The organism is Patescibacteria group bacterium (assembly GCA_041661625.1).
Lineage (GTDB): Bacteria > Patescibacteriota > Patescibacteriia > JAHIZJ01 > JAHIZJ01 > JBAZUB01.
On sequence record JBAZUB010000001.1, the window covers coordinates 352,931 to 369,702 of the forward strand.

Genomic DNA, 16,772 nt, shown 5'->3' on the forward strand with positions numbered 1-16,772 from the left:
TATCTACACATGGCTTTACTCCGATCACATACTGAAGCATTCGGTCTCGACTTGAGCGACGGTGTCGTGCGCGCGGTACAATTTTCCAGTCAGCGCCGCGGCTTAGCTGTCACTGCTTTTGCCGAACAATCACTGCCAACCGGTATTATTGTTAAGGGTGAACCACAGGAACCGAAAAGCTTGGCTGAGGCGATTAAATCACTTTTAGTCAAGCCCCGATTTGGTCGTTTTACATCGCGCCGCGTGGTAGTGAGTCTCCCGGACAGCCGGACATTTTCAAAAATCATTGAGGTGCCCAATACCGACGGCACCCAGACTCAAGCTGCAATTCAGGACGAGGTGAGCCAGTACCTCCCCTATTCGATCGAGGAGCTATATCTGGATTGGAAACCTTTTGGGGTATTTCGAGGACTCGATAAGATACGCGTATTAATAAATGCCGTTCCAAAAGCCATCGCCGATACCTATGGCACCGCCCTAGAAGATGCCGACCTCAAGCCCATAGCTTTTATCGCTGAACCTTCCGCTATCGCATACGCCATGACCAATCACGCCGATTTGGCAGCCACTGCTCGCCTGATCATCGACCTGAATGAGCTCCGCACCACTTATATAGTGGTCGATCATGACGCCGTGACGTTTAGTACTACCAACCATGACATTTCCGGGAATTCGGTGACTAATATGATTGTCACCAGTCTACAGATAACATCCACCGAAGCCGAAGAAGCCAAACGACTTTGCGGGCTTGATCCAACCCGCGGACGAGCCGCATTGCCCACCATATTGCAGCCCTTTATTGAACAGCTGTCGTGTGATATCAAGCGTATCTTGGAATATTATGGATCTCACTCGCCAACCAATACACCGATCGCCGAAATTGTCCTAACCGGTACCGGTGCTGACATGCGGCTACTGACAAATCATCTGAGTGAGATGTTGGAGCAAAAAGTAGTGATAGGCAATCCGTGGGCTAAAGCCGGAAATATCAAATTAAACGGCCTGGCCAGTTATAAACTCATCCAAGCATTACCAGCCGTAATTGGCCTGGGGCTTATCGCCCAGAGTTCTAAAATATCCGAAGTATGATAATCTTGAATCTTCTTCCATTCGAGAAGAAGCACAGCATTGCAATCGAACACACCCGCCGGTTACAGAAGAAACTGGTGGCCATCTTCATGACCAGTCTGGTGCTGTGCCTTGCCATCTTACTGGCAACCAATTGGTATATTGGATATGAACTAAAATCAACCGAAGAACAAATTTCCAGTGTTCGGCAGATGCTAAGCAGCCATGGCGGAGATTCCAACGCCCAGATCGAAGCCATGAATGAACAAATAGCCCAGCTGCAAGGCATTCAAAAGGAGCACATTATCTGGCCTTCAATCATTGGCCAGCTGTCGAATACGACCGTCTCTGGAATCACCTTAAATACAATCTCCTTCGATGCCGCGCTACAGACTGTCACGTTGACCGGTACCGCTCTTACTCGCCAGAATCTGGTGGCCTATAAAGAAAAACTGGCTGCCATCTCGTTTGTTTCAAATATTGAATCGCCACTATCTGACCTGATCCAACGCGAAAATATCAATTTTGAATTCAAAGGCAAGTTTACCTATTCACCAACCGCTCAATGAAATTAAAGTTAACATCTTCATTTAGCTGGCTGATTGGTGCGGTGGTTATAGCGATATGTTTTGTGCTGTTTGCGTATTTCCCACTCAGCAGTCAGCTGAAGAACCGCACGAATACCGCCATCGACAAGCGCAATGAGTTGATTGATTTACAGGAGCAGGTGCAGAATATCGGCAAGCAGCAGGGCGAGACGGAACTTGATCAAAAACAAACCGAACTTAATCGCCTACTGATTCCTAAGCAGAGTATTTTGGAATTCCTCTCGACCATCGAGGAGCACGCACGTACGGCTGGCGTTACCGAGACGCTATCATTCGATGAGTTTCCCGCAAGCACAGCAACAATTTTGAAACACCCCATCAGCTTAACCGTAACCGGACAATATGACGACGTTATCAAGTTTCTCCGTTCACTAGAAGGTCTGGATTATTATGTCAACTTCAAGCAGTTTTCAATTACTCACAGCAGCACGGCTGTAAAGCCCGCGAGTATTGTTTCGACCAATCCAACCAGTAACGAGCTCGTGGCTAGCGATGCCGATGCTATCCAATTGACTCTAGCTGGGTTTGCCTACTGGCATTAATTGTCTTAATTATGAGATTAGAAATTAAACATCTGAACAAAACATATTCGCTGGCCGTCTGGGCGCTGGGCTTGGCGGTGGTGATCTGGTCGCTTTGGTTAGCTTATCAAAGTATCAACCGAGCCATACTTAATCCGCCTGACACTACTTTTAGTAATATTAATATGCGACAGCACAAACTCAACAACGCTGCTTATGATAAAGTCATGGCGGCTTGGTCAGAAAAGAAGGAACAGGGCAAAGTCGACGAACCATTGACTAATCCATTCATCAGCCGTTCCGAATAGCCTTGACAGTCACCCCAGCGGAAGCTATACTACGTTCTGTAACTATTGAGCACTCTTTACTCACATGGCCCATACTAAATCCGGCGGCTCGACCGCCCTTGGTCGCGATTCCCAAAGCAAACGGCTCGGTGTAAAACTTTTCGGGGGCGAGATAGCCAAACCCGGCGCGATCATTGTCCGGCAGCGCGGCACAAAATACCACCCCGGTAAAAACGTTAAACGTGGCAACGACGATACCCTGTTTGCACTGACTAGCGGCGTTGTGAAGTTCACCAAGAAGAAGCGTCAGCGTTTCGATGGCGCTCTCAAGCAAGCTACTTTCGTGGAAGTCGTCTCAAAAAGCTAGCCACATCTACAATCTCAAAACAAAAGCGGGCTGTTAGCCCGCTTTTTTTGGTTATTTCCTTCCGTATCGCTTATGCTCAGCCGCTTTGATAAAAGCTAGGAATAGTGGATGCGGCGTCTCGGGATGTGATTTATATTCGGGGTGGAATTGGGTACCGACAAAAAACGGGTGCTGACTTGAGGGCAACTCAACCGCTTCCACCAGTTTACCATCCGGCGACGTGCCCGATATGATCAGGCCCTTATTGACTAATTTCTGCCGGTAAGCGGCATTGAATTCGTAGCGATGCCGGTGGCGCTCATAGATCTTTTTTTGACGCGAGCCATAAACTCGGGCCATGATAGTCTTGGGTGTGATCTGGCAGGGCCAATTGCCCAGACGGATAGTACCGCCGTACTGTTTTTTGGTTAAATATTCGGCTTGATCCGGCATAATATGAATCACCGGATGGGGCGTGGCTTGATCCACCTCGAGTGAGTTGGCTTTCTTCAAACCGGCGACGTGGCGAGCAAACTCAATCACGGCCATTTGCATGCCATAGCATAATCCCAAATATGGTACGCCATGCTCCCTAGCAAAACGGATGGCAGCAATCTTTCCTTCCGAACCCCGACTCCCCCATCCTTGCGGCACGATAATGCCGTCCAGCCCCTTGAGGCTGGGGGTCGTGTTGGTGTTATTCTCGAAACCCTCCGCATTGATCCAATGCAACTCTGGTCGCAGGTGGCCTGACCAGGCAGCGTGCTTGATGGCTTCAATCACGGATATGTAGGAATCGGCTAAGGTAAAATTACCGGTGGTAAAGTATTTTCCGATAATGCCGATGCGGACCACGCGCTGGGAACGGCCCATTTTGCGTACCATGGTCCGCCAGCGCCCGAATCGATTGATTCGCGACTTTAACTGGAATAGTTCCAGAATCTTTTCGGCTAGTTTCTCTTTTTCCAAATTAATTGGCACCTGATAAATGTTGTCCACGTCCACTGCTGCCATGACGCTTTTGGGCTGCATATTGCAAAACACAGCCAGCTTTTCCCGCCGCGGCTTGTCTAATAGTTTTTCAGCCCGACAGAGCAAGAAATCAGGCTGGATACCGGCAGAATTGAGAGTGCGCACGGCGTATTGAGTTGGCTTGGTTTTCATTTCACCGATTTTCGAGGGGATAGGCAAATAGCTCACCATGATAAATGCGACGTCTTTGGGTTTTTGCAGACGCATCATCCGAGCCGCTTCCAAAAATAATAGATTCTGATACTCGCCCACCGTACCGCCGATCTCAACAAGTACAAAATCGGCCTTATTTTTGTCACCGGCTCTTTTTATCCGACGAATCACTTCTTCGGGAATATGCGGCACTACTTCGACGCACCGACCCTGGTATTCCAGATTGCGTTCTTTCTGGATCACTGACAGATAGACCGCTCCAGTAGTCATGTAATTATCCCGGCTAAGCTCGGCATCAAGATAGCGCTCATAGTTGCCAATATCCTGATCGGTTTCCAGGCCATCTTTGGTCACAAATACTTCGCCGTGTTCAGTCGGGTTCATTGTTCCCGCATCGACATTAACATACGGATCGATTTTCACGGCCGTGACCTTATAACCGCGAGATTTTAACAAAAGCCCAATCGAAGAAACGGCGATCCCCTTTCCCAGCCCGGAGAGAACACCGCCCATAACAAAAATATACTTGCGTTTGATCATGATTTTGTTTGGATATCAATAATACATTGAGCCGTCTGCCCACCATGTTTAATGGTTACCGTGTGCCGGCCGGTACGTTTAATGGGCTGTTCCAGCTTTACCGCCGTTTCGTCCAGCCTTAAACCAAACCGACGATGGATACTTTCAATAATCGTCGATGCTTTAACGCTGGCAAATAAGTGGCCTTCGTTAGTGGCTGGTTCGTGAAATTCCAGCACGGCGTTATTCAGCTGGCCAATCGCCTCTTTATCTTGCTGGTGGCGCTTCTGGTCCGTAACCATACGTTGAGATTGTTGACGTTCGGCGCGCTTGATCGCTTCGGGTGTGGCCACCGCGGCTAATTGACGCGGAAATAAATAATTTCGGGCATAACCCTCGGATACCTCTTTGACCTGTCCGGCTTGTCCAACATTGGGTATGTCTTTCTTTAAAATAACCTTCATTTGGTTGTGTCAATTTATGGTTGAGACTGGAATTGCGCCACCGCGGCGTCCAATTGCGGATCCCGGCCGGCTTTGGCATCTTCAGCGGTATATTCGACTACCAGGTCGGGGGTGATGCCCTGTTCATTGATCGAGCGGCCCTTGGGAGTCAGCCAACGCGCCGTGGTCAGCTTCAGGCTGGAACCATCAGAAAACTCCTGATAAGTCTGGACCACGCCCTTGCCGAACGTTTTCGTACCAATGATCTTGGCCGCACCATAGTCCTGCAGAGAGCCGGCCAATATTTCCGAAGCTGAAGCGGAACCGCCATTTACCAGCACCGCCAGTGACAAGCCCTTCAGGCGGCCCGAACCCTTGGCTTTGTAGGTAACGCTTTTACCGCCGGTTGATTCTTCGATGACCGCGATTTCCGGACCAACGCATTCGCCCACTAAGTCAATCGCCGTATCGACGTACCCGCCCGGATTGCCTCGTAAATCGATTACCCAGCCTTTGGGATTTTGCACCAATAATTCTGTGACTGCTTTATCAAATTGGCTGCCGGTATCGGTGGAAAACGTACTAATCGATATCACCGCCACTTTTGATGGCAGTATTTTCCATGTCACGCTGCTAGGGCTGATTGTATCGCGTGTGATGGTGTATGTGGCCGGCTCGGTCAATCCCGCGCGCATTATCAATAGTTTAACAGACGTGCCCTTAGCACCGCGGATTAAACCGACCGCCTGATCAACTGACATGCCGGTGGTCACGGTAGTATCAATCTGCAATATTTGATCGCCGGCCTTGATACCGGCCGCTTCGGCTGGCGATCCGGGAAGTGGTGAAATAATAACTATCGTTCCTTCTTTGGTGCCGAGTTCCGCCCCAATACCCTCAAATTGGCCGCTGACCTCAGCGTTGAATTGCTTTGTCTCGGTCGGATCAAAGTAGACCGAGTAGGGATCTTTGAGCGCGGCCACCATGCCTTTGAGCGAGCCGTATACCGAAGCCACCGGGTCAACCGGTTGATAGATTGATTTATCGTTTATCTCCGACCAAACCTGCCAATACATCGATGGATCCAGCGTCTTTTGCCGAAGCGCCGATGGCATGCCGTCCGATACTGCCTTCCAATAGCGATTACCCGTCTGGTCAGTTGCTCCGCGTCCGCCGATCAGATATCCGATGCCAAAACTGGCGACCAACGCAAAAATAATCGCATACCACAGCGTATATTTCAAAAACCAGCGTTTCTTGCGTTCTATCGGAGGTGGTACGGGCGGAAACGTGGTCGTTGGCTCTAGCATATTTCCTCTCGGGTGATTTGGGCGCCCAGAGCCCGTAACCGGTTATCAATATCTTCATATCCGCGGTCGATCTGGTAGATATTCTCAATGGTACTGCGTCCAGCGGCAACCAATGCCGCGATCACCAGGGCAATGCCGGCTCGAATATCGGGACTCTCAAGTTTGCTGCCATGCAATTTTGCCGGCCCAGCTACCACGACACGGTGCGGATCACACATGATTATTTTGGCGCCCATTTTATTGAGCTTATCGGTGTAAAACAAGCGACCCTCGTAAATAGTTTCATGAATCAGGCTTAGGCCTTCGGCTTGGGTCATCAATACGGTATAAGGCGCCTGGAGGTCGGTGATGTAGCCTGGGTACTCGTGCGTTACCAGGTTGGTAGCGACTAATTTTGGATCGGGCAATACTTTGACCCAGTCGGCACCGAATTCAAACCGTACCCCGGCTTGTTGGAGAAGCTTCCAGGGCACTTCCAGATGCGCCGGCTGACAACGGCGGATAGTCAGTCCCCCGCCAGTCGCGGCCGATAAAATGGCGAACGTGCCGGTTTCGATCCGATCCGGGATAATCTCGGCTGTGCCACCGCTGATTTTTTTGACACCCCTGATGACGATGGTGTGCGTGCCGGCGCCCTTTATATCGGCTCCAACGCTGTTCAAGTATTCCGCCAATGCTTCAATTTCTGGTTCACAAGCGGCATTCTTTAACACTGTTGTGCCGTTGGTCAATGTGGCCGCCATCATAAATGTTTCCGTGGCGGTCACACTGATTCGAGGAAATACATAAGTCGCGCCGTGCAGTTTCGAAGCTTTCAAATGATAGTGATCTTCGAACTCTGTGGCCTCAACGCCTAATTCACGAAAACCATCGATAAAAATGTCGATCGGCCGCTGGCCAATGACGCAACCACCGGGATGAGGAAACTTCACTTCGCCAAATCGAGCCAACAACGGACCGAGCAATACTACCGAGGCTCGCAATTTTCTAACCAGATCCGAATTAAATCGTGCCGTGTCGATATTCGCGTTATCAATCTCAATCGTGTGCTGATCGATCCATTTGGTCGTCCCGCCCATGTCACTGATAATGGTCAGCAATGCCTCAATATCAGCAATGCGGGGCAAATTGGTAATCCGGCATGGATCTGAGGTCAATATTGTTGCGGCGATAACCTTGAGCGCGTGATTCTTGGCGCCGCGCACGTCGATTTCACCCCGCAGCTGGCTGCCGCCATCGATGACTAGTCGTTCCATATGGTAATTGATCAATTTAACAAATCTGGTATACAATACATCCTAGCTACCACTACATTTTACTCGTTAAAGAGGAAAAGGTCAAAATGGACAAGCGCGTACGCCGACTGATGTTTATTGGGTTTTTCCTGGTGTTTGTGATTATCGCGCCGATCTTGGTGCTGCATACGTCTGGCTACCGGTTTGATTGGTCACAGCGGCGGCTGTTCCGGACGGGTTTAATCTCGCTGGGCACCGAACCCAAGGGCGCAACTGTAATTCTGAACGGCGTCGCTCAACCTAAAAAAACACCGGTGTTTTTATCAAATCTACTGCCCGGCACCTATACGATCCGGGCCACCATGGACGGTTATCTGCCGTGGCAAGAGAGCGTCGCCGTCCAAAGTCAGCATGCCGCGGTCTTGGGCACGATTGACCTGATCCTCGATCAAGCGCCACAAGTATTAGCGGCCAGTAATGTCGCCCAGGTAAAAATTTCACCGGATCGCACTGCGGCTTTTGTGCTGTCACAATCCGACAGTGGTCTAGCGTTGGAAAGAGTTGCTCTGCCGGCCGCTACAGTGAAAAACCTGGGGATATACGCTACTGGCACCACATTACTGACAGAGCCATTTAATGATCGTGTTTTGATCTCCAGCCCGTCTGGTGCTCGTCAGAGGATATTCTTAGTTGACGCCGATTCATCCAAAACTGCCCTGCCGCTCGACTTCATTACCACCGACCTGCGTCAATGGCAGTGGGTTTCGAGCAATGAGTTGATAAGTTGGTCAAACGAAGGCCCATGCACCGTCCTGTTGTCCGAGAAAACAGTCGCTTGCCAGACCCTGTCTGGCCAATCATTCTGGTACGCCAATAAATCGCTTTATTATCTTAACAGCGACGAACAGACAACATATTTGTACTGGGTAAAGAACCGTGACATCAGCCATGCCGAACTGATCACTCGCCTGCCCCGATCGGAGCGTTATCGGCTGGTGGCCGATAATCCCAAGATACTGGTGCTCATAGACGGCGCTACTCAAGACCTCTACACCACAGACCTAAATGAGACCGAAACCAGCCTAGTCCGACTGCCCAAAGCGGCCAAAGACGCGGTTTGGAATGATGATCATTCTCAATTGCTCTATTATAACGATTACGAGGCTTACTCTTGGCTGCCCGAAGAAAACGAACGCAAGTTGCTGACCCGGGTCAGCCAGCCCATCGCTTCCGCCAGTTGGTGTGGCAACTATCCGCATATTGTCATGAGTAACGACGGCAGATTAACACTGCTCGACAGCCAGACTAGCCCCTCGTCTTCGATTACCCTTGCCGAAAACGCGACCGAATGGTTGGCGGTCGATCCGGATGGCCATTGGGTGGCATATCTAACGGCTAATCAATCCCGATCTACCCTCTGGCTTCGACGTCTGCACGAGTAACCAGAAATTCCAGGTATTCAGTTAGAGCTTCCGTCCAATGGCGCAACGGGGGTAACTTGGTATTGATCAAAGCAGAATATTGCGGTCGTGGAGCCGGCCGGACGAATTCCGACATACCCACCGATTTCAAGGGTATACGAATACCAGCCAGTTCAAACAGCTTGGAAACGAATTCCGACCAATTGCACACCCCCTCATTGGCCAAATGATATCGCCCCCAAGGCTGGTTCTGACGGATCATTTCGGCCGTAGCCCGAGCCAAATCAGCGGTGTAGGTCGTTTTGCTGTACTGATCGGCTACTACGCATAATTCCGGTTTTCCACGTCCTAGCTTGAGAAAGGTGTCTACAATATTATTCCCGCCTGGACCATAAAGATATTCAGTGCGGATCAGATACCATTTGTTGGCGTACCGCTGTAATAATTGTTCGCCTAAAAGCTTCGAACGACCGTAGACGCTAATTGGATTCGGCATGTCGTCTTCCAGGTAGCCCTCTTTTTTTTGTCCATCAAACACATAATCCGAGCTATAGTGAATGATTGGAATATCTAGCTGCTGGGCGGCTTGAGCCAGATACTGCACACCGGTGCCATTTACCGACATGGCCTGGTCTGAGTCGGTTTCACAGGCATCCACGGCGGTATGGGCTGCGGTGTTTATGATCCAGTCTGGTTGCGCCTCGACCACTTTTCCAATCGTGTCTTGACTAGTAATGTCGCACTCCGCTCGATCCCAGAGTATCAGATCGTTATCTTTGAGAGTTTCTCTGAGTGCACCCGCCAACATGCCGTTCGAACCGGTGATGAGTATTTTCATTTCGGTAAGTTATTGTACTGGGTTTTGTAGTATTCGAGGTACTCTCCACTCTTAAGCGGTTTCCACCAGCTTTCGTTCTTTTTATACCACGCAATGGTTTCTCTCAGGGATCGTTCAAAATCGTATTCTGACTTCCAGCCTAGTGCCCGAAGCTTTTCTGAATTTACCGCATACCGACGATCGTGGCCCGGCCGGTCTTTGACGTATTCGATCGAACTATCGTCTTTATTCATTAATTCCAACACTAACTTGGTCACTTCCATGTTCGTCTTCCGTTCACCCGAGCCGATATTGTAAACCTCGCCAATAATACCCCGATGAATAATAGTATCAATAGCGTGGCAATAATCCGATACGTAGATCCATTCACGAATATTCAAACCATCGCCATAGACCGGGATCTTTTTTCCCTCGATCAGATTGGTCACGAATAATGGAACCAGCTTCTCGGGATATTGATAGGGCCCGATGAAATTACAGCTGTGGGTAACGATTGTCGGTACGCCAAACGTCTTCCAATACGCCCGCGCCAGATGATCACCGCCAGCCTTGGAAGCGGAATATGGGCTATTGGGCTCAAACGGTGTCGTTTCACTAAACTCACCATCTGCTGTGGAACCGAATACTTCGTCCGTGGAGATTTGAACATACCGCTTGGTACCATACTTCTTAGCCGCCTCTAATAACGTGTAGGTACCCAATACATCTGTCATGATAAAGCCTTTTGGCCCCAAAATTGACCGGTCTACGTGCGTCTCGGCGGCAAAGTTAACCACACACTCGATCCCCTTTTGAAAAACCTGCTCCACCGCCGTTTCATCGGCAATATCGCCCTTAATAAAATGATAACGCGGATTATCTTTGACATCTTTCAAATTCTCGAGGTTCCCAGCATAGGTCAGTTTGTCGAAATTCAATACTTCATAATCCGGATATTTTTCCAACAGAAAACGGATAAAGTTTGAGCCCATGAACCCAGCACCGCCAGTTATTAAGAATTTCATAGTGTAAATACATTAAAAATACCTCATATATTGTACACGAATCCAAACCAAAACGCCACCTTATTTCTCTGTGGTGGCACCCGTTGAGCTATATTTATTCAGTGAATTGGAAGGTGGAGAGAATCGTTTGGACATCATTCTCTGCTACCTTACTCGCATACGCGTATACAAAATATTTACTGTTCTCGCGAAGATAAGTTAGTGTTCCGTCCCTATCGCGACCAACCTCGAAACCCGGAACCAATAGTTCTGGGTCGGTGATTTGTACGAAATGTACTTGGCTCTTCCATGCTGTTATTGAGTGGATGGCGCACAAATACGGCTGAATAAGCGAACAGGCCTGTATAGTTAGTGATACTCCCCGTGTTGTCTCTGAGGTGTCTTGAAAAGTAGGCGCGTCATCATCGCCTTGAAGTGGAAGAATACGACCATCATACCCAGCAACTGGGTTCCATTTTTCTGGAAGGCCTATTGTGTATCCTATCTTTGTATTTGTATACGTCTTCCAATCCGTTGGTGTCGTATCATACGCATTGGTATTGGCATTAGTGTTATCGTTTGTATTGGAATTGGTATTCACCACCGCACAAGCCTCTTCCCAGGTGCGCAGGCACTTGGACTTGATTTCGCACCAGGAATAACCGGCCGAGCCAATACAGCCATGTTCATCCCGATCGCCGCCTAAATTTTGGTCAGCGTTCTGATTGGAGTTGTTCGTGTTAACAGATACCGAGGAATTAGTATTCGTCGACTCCGACTTGGCAACGTAATAGATCGCCCCAGCCGCGATGATGGCTACAGCCAATAGAATGACCAGACCCAGCAGTGGTACAAAACCACGCTTGTTGATCAAAACGTTTTTCATCTGTTTATATTTTATCGGTAAATATATCTTTGAACGCCTTGGCGCCGTCACGATCCCGCGCCGAGACGATCGGTTCCGAATCCGTCCAAGGAATGTTTAAGTCCGGATCGTTCCAGCGAATGGTTTGTTCTTTAGCCGGGTCATAGTACTCCCCCACAAAGTAGATATAGTCGACTTGCGACGACACAGTGTAAAAAGAATTACCGATGCCGGCTGGAATAAATACGGTTCGGCGGCTATTCTCACCCGCTTCGAAATATTCCAGCTTCCTAAATGTCGGGCTGTCCGGTCGCAGATCTATCAACGCCATCTGAACGTTGCCGCTGACGATATATATCAGCTTGTCGTAGGTGGCCACATGAACGCCACGCAGTACGCGTTGAACCGAGCGCGAATGATTGGCTTGAACCAAATTCACCGGCCGACCAGCGGCAGCTTCTAATTCGTTCAATCTAAAATACTCCCGGAAGAATCCTCGGTCATCACCAAAAGTTGGCCGTTCGATGAAAAATATACCGGGGATAATCGCTGATTGAGTTATAATGTCAAGCATGGTTTTTATTGGCAATGAAATTTGAGGCGGCTAAAAGTGAATCAAAAGTTCCGGCATCGAACCACTCGCCCTCAACAAAGCGTACGTCCAGTTCGCCCAGCTCTAAGTAACGATTGTGCAAATCTGTAATTTCGATTTCACCTCGCGCTGATGGCTTCACTTCCTTGGCAAATTGAGTCACTCGGTTATCAAAAACATACAAACCGGGAATGATATAATCGCTGATTTTCTCTTTGGGTTTTTCCTTGATTTCGATGGCCTTATTATTGGCGTCAAATTTCACCTGGCCATAGCGTTCCGGATCGGGCATTTTCTTGGCGAATATTCTCCCGCCGCTGGTGAATGACTGAATATCTTTCGATACGTCATCATCGAAAATATTGTCGCCCAGAATCATAGTGACATCATCATTGTCGATGAAATCTTCGCCAAGAATAAAAGCATCGGCCAATCCCCGCGGTTCCTCCTGGATTTCGTAGGTAAACCTGGCGCCAAATTCTTTACCCGATCCCAGCAGATGCAGGAAATGGCCGGCATAATCGGGCGCGACGATGATCAATATGTCTTTTATCCCCGCCTTGAGCAGCGTCTGCAAGGGATAGTAGATCATCGGCTGATTGTAGACTGGCAGAAGTTGCTTGCTGGTTACTAATGTGAGCGGCCGCAATCGCGTAGCCTTGCCGCCGGCGAGAATTATGCCTTTCATGGATTTATTGTGATTACTTGATGAAATATTAGGTTAATCTTCCCACAGTATAAATAATTTTGCCAATATGGCGGCGATAAATCCACCGGCCAACGCGACAATAATGGCATTTTGACCGATCTGTTTCGTTATCCAAAATAACACCACACTCACTAATAATCCCAATACAACTACCCACCATATCCCATTTTTAGAAACAGAGTTGCGTCCTCTCGCGTCGCCGGCGCTATCTAAAGTGTTGTCTCGGAATGGTAGTAGACTACTGATAACACCACTAATTATTACAACAAATAAAAATAGGGTGAGGTTAAGATTCGCCGAAACAAAGCCTAACCAAATTGTATCAACCAGAAACAGAAAGAAGTAGGTTATCACCGCCACTATAAAGAATCGATCAATAACACCACTAAGCAATTGATAGATTAGCTTCTTATTGTTGATAGGAAGTTCGGGTGTCGGCATATTTTTAGAAATGTAGCTTGGAACGCAATTTATCGATTACTTTGGTTAATGTTATCGGATCTCTCTCTAAATCAATATCAATGGATTTTAATTTCAAAACGCGTCGATTATTTTTCAGTTCGGGGGCGTTCAGAGCCATGCGGATTGTCCCTTTTTCGGTGTACAGCTGCGGCACGGTAACTGTCTGACTGGCTACTAGCCATTCGCCTTCGATCTGGGCGATGGGATAGTTTCCGATAATATAATCATAATTATCGAGCTGACCGGCCGATACTTCCGCGAAATCTTTTGATCCCATCCGAGGGTCGAAATACTGTTCCGGCGTAAAGGAGAAATATCGCCCGCTGATCGTGACGTCGTTTCTGGGCAATATAATAGTTTCGAGAGCATTCTGGGTTGTTTTTTCAAGACGTAAGTTTTGTTTTATCTTATCGATTTTTCCTGATTGGCTACCAAACCTTACTTCTTGTAATCCGTTAACATGCGCGGTGCTCAAGGATATTTCTTTACTGTCGGTGTAAACCGTAGTCGGTTGCTCATTCACACCAGCAAAAGAATATTCAGCATTATCTGCCAGATAGACGTGCCCAATGAAGACGAGGTATTTTTGACGGGTAGTGATAGAGCGTATTAACGTCTCGTCATCTTTGGTGGTGTAGGCGACACGATAAACGCCCTCGGTCAGATTTGGTAGATTGATCCTAGTCGTTGTTACCAAACTGGCGCTACCGTCAGCGTCGGTGTTGCCATCGTCGGCTATGGCCTCAGAAAATACCTTATCGTCCCCGTGAAATACTTCAATCTTGGCATTATCGACACCGGCTTTACGATTTAACTCTTGCAGCGCGAAGTTCATTACCAATGATTCGTTTTTGATGTACGTATAAAATTCATGTGATCCTCTTAGCGTGTGCGCAGTAGTAGTCTCCTGGTTTGCTGGCTGATAATCTGGCAAAAGCACGCTCCCGGTTAGATCATAATTATATGCTACAATTTTTTTTGGGTCTGGTAACTGATGTGTGAATTGAGCAATGTCAGCGTAGATCGGTGTAAAAGAATGATTGGCGATTTGATCCTCTAATGCTTCGATCTCGTTAGTGTGATCGATCGTGTTTTGATCGGTAGTCTGGTGTAATTCATCCAGCTGGCTTCTCAAATCAGCCAGCAACCCATCGCGCTGATATAGCACTAAATCACCCGATCGCGTCTTTTGCCAATATGAAGGTAATTTTTCAAGCGATTCATTATACTGCGCGGCTTCACGAAAATAATATCCACCGGCTTTCTGAACCGCACCAACCGCTAAATCAGTCTGACCTTGAGGATTTTGGTAAGTGACTCGGACGGTCGCCTGCTTAAATGGTTTTGGTACTTTGACATCAAAACTGACCAGATCCTGGGTAATTAGCCGATATGATTCACCCGTCTTGGTGTCACGACCCAGAACCACATCCGGCTCGCTGGCGGCAAAGTTTTTTATGGCCGCTGATTCTGTCTGATTGGCATTAAAATGAATGTGTAGCTTACCCGTCGGAACAATATTACGATAAACCAGCCAAGCCACCAACACAAAAGGCAGAACGATAATGACCCGATTAACCTGCATTAGAATTTTTTGACTCGTTCTATGATTCATGAAAGTAAAACCGTCAAAATACTTATATAGAATATCACAAATATGCCGTATTATCTAATCGGATGACAAGCGATATATCAAGTTACCATGAAATAAATCGGTCGGTTTATCAAGCCGAAAATGCCCTCGATTTAATATTCCAGTAGTACGCCCAGCCTGACACCATCCCTCCGTGAAGGAACAATAATAATATACCGGCCGTTGACGCATTATCTCACGCACTCGTTGAGCCACAACTTCGTCTGTAAACGGATCCTGGGCAATCGCGCTCCGTTCGGGAAACACAACCTTGTCGGCCTTTCCCGCTAAAACCACAGCGTCAAACGGTGTTGCTAGCTGTACCTGCTTGTTGATTAAGCTGTATTCGCTAATATCCGCTCGAACCTTGGCTAACCCGTATAAAGGGTCAAGCACGACCAGTTTCATCGAAGCGATGACAAATACCAATACAATCAGAGCCGCGCTCGCCCGTCGCAACCGCACCGGCAAACGATTGATGATTTCTCTTACACCCAAGATCACAAATGGCAAACCAAATATGTAAACCGGCAACCAATACCGAATGTATGAATGTCCCAGAATTAATTGGTTTGGATTTTCGAATTCTTGGATGCGCCAGCTGCCGTAGTAGAATATTAACCAAACACTAACTAACGTCATGGCCACGAAATAGATACGCTGGCATTTCCGATTTGGTGCGGCCGCGACTTTTTTCCGCCATTCTTGAAACCAATTGATCAAGAACCACAGCCAGCCAATTAAAGCCGGAATTCCGTACCAAGGAAATAATCGCAAATAATAGGCCGTCCAATTGTGCCAGGCATCACCCATACGCAGACCGAATGGAAACAACGCTTGCCCAATCTTACCGCCTATCCCCTGCACCAAAGCCGTAACCGAATCAGATGCCACAGCCGATGGCGAATACCCAAAAGCAAATACACTGCCGTATAGTTGTCGATTGATAATCAACATGGGTATTATCATCAGCGCTCCGCCCGCTAGCGTTACCAAGATCAAGCGCCATCGAAGTTTCTTTTGGGCAAATACTATCAGTAGACCAAACAATGGGATCAGCCAGATACCCTCAACCGTGCGAAACAATAGAGCCGCCCCCAAACTTAAACCAAATAATCCATAGGACCAGAAACGTCCGTTCGAAATCATTCGGACGAAATAATAGGCCGCGATAATGGTTAAACTAACAAAAGATGCGTTGTGCATCATACTGCGGGCCGTGAAGTACCAGAAAGCCGGGTGTAGGAATAATAAAAGTGCCGCAGCCAATCCAATGGATCGACCGAACATACGTCTTATTAACCAATAAAAAACCAAACCACCAATCATGGCGATGATGGGGGTGATATATCTGATAATCCAAAGCCCGACGACTTTTGCCACTAATCCATACATCAAAGGCAGACCAATAAAACTCACCGGAACCAAGAAACCGTCGGCGATACCCATGCTCCGTGGCGCCACTATGGCTGGCATTACTGCGTTCAGCGGTTCAGCCACTCGAAGCGCCCCCTGCTGAGCAAACGTTTTCGTGAAATAATAATTCGCCGTTTCATCGGGTGACACAAAACGCGCCGACAACCCCGTTGAAGCGTATGAAGTTAATATAACAAAAAATGCCGCGGCCAATAACAGCACGATAACGTCACGATGTATGGATAACCTCTTCAGATATTGTATTAATATGGCCATAACTGCTGGTCATTATACAATTATTTGCGATATAATTCAATATTGGTCAGTCGTT

18 protein-coding genes are annotated in these 16,772 nt (G+C 48.0%); 6 read left to right on the plus strand and 12 right to left on the minus strand.

Annotation, left to right across the window (positions count from 1 at the left end; genetic code table 11):
* The first annotated feature begins 9 nt into the window (after positions 1-9).
* The 5 genes from pilM (at position 10) to rpmA (ending at position 2,851) form a co-directional block, all read left to right on the plus strand.
* Positions 10-1,089 (plus strand): type IV pilus assembly protein PilM, encoded by a 1,080-nt coding sequence (gene pilM, locus WC734_01860; protein MFA6197883.1) that lies wholly within the window; start codon positions 10-12, stop codon positions 1,087-1,089.
* On the plus strand, positions 1,086-1,637 hold the full coding sequence (locus WC734_01865) for a hypothetical protein (protein ID MFA6197884.1): 552 nt from the start codon (positions 1,086-1,088) through the stop codon (positions 1,635-1,637). Before pilM ends, WC734_01865 begins: the two co-directional genes overlap by 4 nt.
* Complete coding sequence (gene pilO / locus WC734_01870; GenBank protein MFA6197885.1) at positions 1,634-2,218, plus strand: type 4a pilus biogenesis protein PilO; 585 nt, start codon at positions 1,634-1,636, stop codon at positions 2,216-2,218. The genes WC734_01865 and pilO overlap by 4 nt, the downstream gene beginning before the upstream one ends.
* Before the next feature lie 11 nt (positions 2,219-2,229).
* Positions 2,230-2,505, plus strand: a complete 276-nt coding sequence (locus WC734_01875; GenBank protein MFA6197886.1) for a hypothetical protein — start codon at positions 2,230-2,232, stop codon at positions 2,503-2,505.
* Between the two features lie 64 nt (positions 2,506-2,569).
* Positions 2,570-2,851, plus strand: a complete 282-nt coding sequence (rpmA, locus tag WC734_01880; protein ID MFA6197887.1) for a 50S ribosomal protein L27 — start codon at positions 2,570-2,572, stop codon at positions 2,849-2,851.
* 51 nt (positions 2,852-2,902) lie between these two features.
* On the opposite strand, the gene WC734_01885 is transcribed toward rpmA, so the two are convergent.
* The 4 genes from WC734_01885 to murA are packed head-to-tail and all read right to left on the minus strand — an operon-like array spanning position 2,903 to position 7,543.
* On the minus strand, positions 2,903-4,555 hold the full coding sequence (locus WC734_01885) for a CTP synthase (GenBank protein ID MFA6197888.1): 1,653 nt from the start codon (positions 4,553-4,555) through the stop codon (positions 2,903-2,905).
* Positions 4,552-4,998: a 50S ribosomal protein L9 gene (gene rplI / locus WC734_01890; GenBank protein MFA6197889.1), complete on the minus strand. Its 447-nt coding sequence runs from the start codon at positions 4,996-4,998 to the stop codon at positions 4,552-4,554. Before rplI ends, WC734_01885 begins: the two co-directional genes overlap by 4 nt.
* Before the next feature lie 14 nt (positions 4,999-5,012).
* Positions 5,013-6,287, minus strand: coding sequence for a S41 family peptidase (locus WC734_01895; GenBank protein ID MFA6197890.1), 1,275 nt, complete (start codon positions 6,285-6,287; stop codon positions 5,013-5,015).
* On the minus strand, positions 6,281-7,543 hold the full coding sequence (gene murA / locus WC734_01900; GenBank protein MFA6197891.1) for a UDP-N-acetylglucosamine 1-carboxyvinyltransferase: 1,263 nt from the start codon (positions 7,541-7,543) through the stop codon (positions 6,281-6,283). Before murA ends, WC734_01895 begins: the two co-directional genes overlap by 7 nt.
* Positions 7,544-7,629: 86 nt before the next feature.
* Between murA and WC734_01905 the strand changes: the two genes are divergently transcribed.
* Complete coding sequence (locus WC734_01905; protein MFA6197892.1) at positions 7,630-8,964, plus strand: PEGA domain-containing protein; 1,335 nt, start codon at positions 7,630-7,632, stop codon at positions 8,962-8,964.
* Here the strand turns inward: WC734_01905 and rfbD are convergent.
* From rfbD to WC734_01945, 8 genes are all read right to left on the minus strand, one after another.
* Entirely contained in the window at positions 8,933-9,781 is an 849-nt protein-coding gene (gene rfbD / locus WC734_01910) for a dTDP-4-dehydrorhamnose reductase (GenBank protein ID MFA6197893.1), read from the minus strand. The two genes, WC734_01905 and rfbD, sit on opposite strands and share 32 nt — an antisense overlap.
* Positions 9,778-10,785, minus strand: a complete 1,008-nt coding sequence (gene rfbB, locus WC734_01915; GenBank protein MFA6197894.1) for a dTDP-glucose 4,6-dehydratase — start codon at positions 10,783-10,785, stop codon at positions 9,778-9,780. Before rfbB ends, rfbD begins: the two co-directional genes overlap by 4 nt.
* A gap of 94 nt (positions 10,786-10,879) precedes the next feature.
* Positions 10,880-11,650, minus strand: coding sequence for an archaellin/type IV pilin N-terminal domain-containing protein (locus tag WC734_01920; GenBank protein ID MFA6197895.1), 771 nt, complete (start codon positions 11,648-11,650; stop codon positions 10,880-10,882).
* Between the two features lie 4 nt (positions 11,651-11,654).
* Complete coding sequence (locus tag WC734_01925) at positions 11,655-12,203, minus strand: dTDP-4-dehydrorhamnose 3,5-epimerase family protein (GenBank protein MFA6197896.1); 549 nt, start codon at positions 12,201-12,203, stop codon at positions 11,655-11,657.
* On the minus strand, positions 12,196-12,909 hold the full coding sequence (locus WC734_01930) for a sugar phosphate nucleotidyltransferase (protein ID MFA6197897.1): 714 nt from the start codon (positions 12,907-12,909) through the stop codon (positions 12,196-12,198). Before WC734_01930 ends, WC734_01925 begins: the two co-directional genes overlap by 8 nt.
* A gap of 33 nt (positions 12,910-12,942) precedes the next feature.
* Entirely contained in the window at positions 12,943-13,371 is a 429-nt protein-coding gene (locus WC734_01935) for a hypothetical protein (GenBank protein ID MFA6197898.1), read from the minus strand.
* A 4-nt stretch (positions 13,372-13,375) separates the two neighbouring features.
* On the minus strand, positions 13,376-15,007 hold the full coding sequence (locus WC734_01940; GenBank protein MFA6197899.1) for a hypothetical protein: 1,632 nt from the start codon (positions 15,005-15,007) through the stop codon (positions 13,376-13,378).
* A gap of 54 nt (positions 15,008-15,061) precedes the next feature.
* Positions 15,062-16,717 carry a glycosyltransferase family 39 protein gene (locus WC734_01945; GenBank protein ID MFA6197900.1) on the minus strand — a complete coding sequence of 552 codons (1,656 nt, stop codon included), beginning with the start codon at positions 16,715-16,717 and terminating at the stop codon, positions 15,062-15,064.
* Between the last annotated feature and the right edge of the window lie 55 nt (positions 16,718-16,772).

Coding starts and splice junctions, on each gene's coding strand:
- rplI (MFA6197889.1), bottom strand. CDS start 4,998: ATGAAGGTTATTTTAAAGAAAGACATACCCAATGTTGGACAAGCCGGA.
- WC734_01885 (MFA6197888.1), bottom strand. CDS start 4,555: ATGATCAAACGCAAGTATATTTTTGTTATGGGCGGTGTTCTCTCCGGG.
- WC734_01930 (MFA6197897.1), bottom strand. CDS start 12,909: ATGAAAGGCATAATTCTCGCCGGCGGCAAGGCTACGCGATTGCGGCCG.
- rfbD (MFA6197893.1), bottom strand. CDS start 9,781: ATGAAAATACTCATCACCGGTTCGAACGGCATGTTGGCGGGTGCACTC.
- WC734_01865 (MFA6197884.1), top strand. CDS start 1,086: ATGATAATCTTGAATCTTCTTCCATTCGAGAAGAAGCACAGCATTGCA.
- WC734_01940 (MFA6197899.1), bottom strand. CDS start 15,007: ATGAATCATAGAACGAGTCAAAAAATTCTAATGCAGGTTAATCGGGTC.
- WC734_01895 (MFA6197890.1), bottom strand. CDS start 6,287: ATGCTAGAGCCAACGACCACGTTTCCGCCCGTACCACCTCCGATAGAA.
- pilO (MFA6197885.1), top strand. CDS start 1,634: ATGAAATTAAAGTTAACATCTTCATTTAGCTGGCTGATTGGTGCGGTG.
- rpmA (MFA6197887.1), top strand. CDS start 2,570: ATGGCCCATACTAAATCCGGCGGCTCGACCGCCCTTGGTCGCGATTCC.
- WC734_01945 (MFA6197900.1), bottom strand. CDS start 16,717: ATGGCCATATTAATACAATATCTGAAGAGGTTATCCATACATCGTGAC.
- murA (MFA6197891.1), bottom strand. CDS start 7,543: ATGGAACGACTAGTCATCGATGGCGGCAGCCAGCTGCGGGGTGAAATC.
- rfbB (MFA6197894.1), bottom strand. CDS start 10,785: ATGAAATTCTTAATAACTGGCGGTGCTGGGTTCATGGGCTCAAACTTT.
- WC734_01935 (MFA6197898.1), bottom strand. CDS start 13,371: ATGCCGACACCCGAACTTCCTATCAACAATAAGAAGCTAATCTATCAA.
- pilM (MFA6197883.1), top strand. CDS start 10: ATGGCTTTACTCCGATCACATACTGAAGCATTCGGTCTCGACTTGAGC.
- WC734_01920 (MFA6197895.1), bottom strand. CDS start 11,650: ATGAAAAACGTTTTGATCAACAAGCGTGGTTTTGTACCACTGCTGGGT.
- WC734_01875 (MFA6197886.1), top strand. CDS start 2,230: ATGAGATTAGAAATTAAACATCTGAACAAAACATATTCGCTGGCCGTC.
- WC734_01905 (MFA6197892.1), top strand. CDS start 7,630: ATGGACAAGCGCGTACGCCGACTGATGTTTATTGGGTTTTTCCTGGTG.
- WC734_01925 (MFA6197896.1), bottom strand. CDS start 12,203: ATGCTTGACATTATAACTCAATCAGCGATTATCCCCGGTATATTTTTC.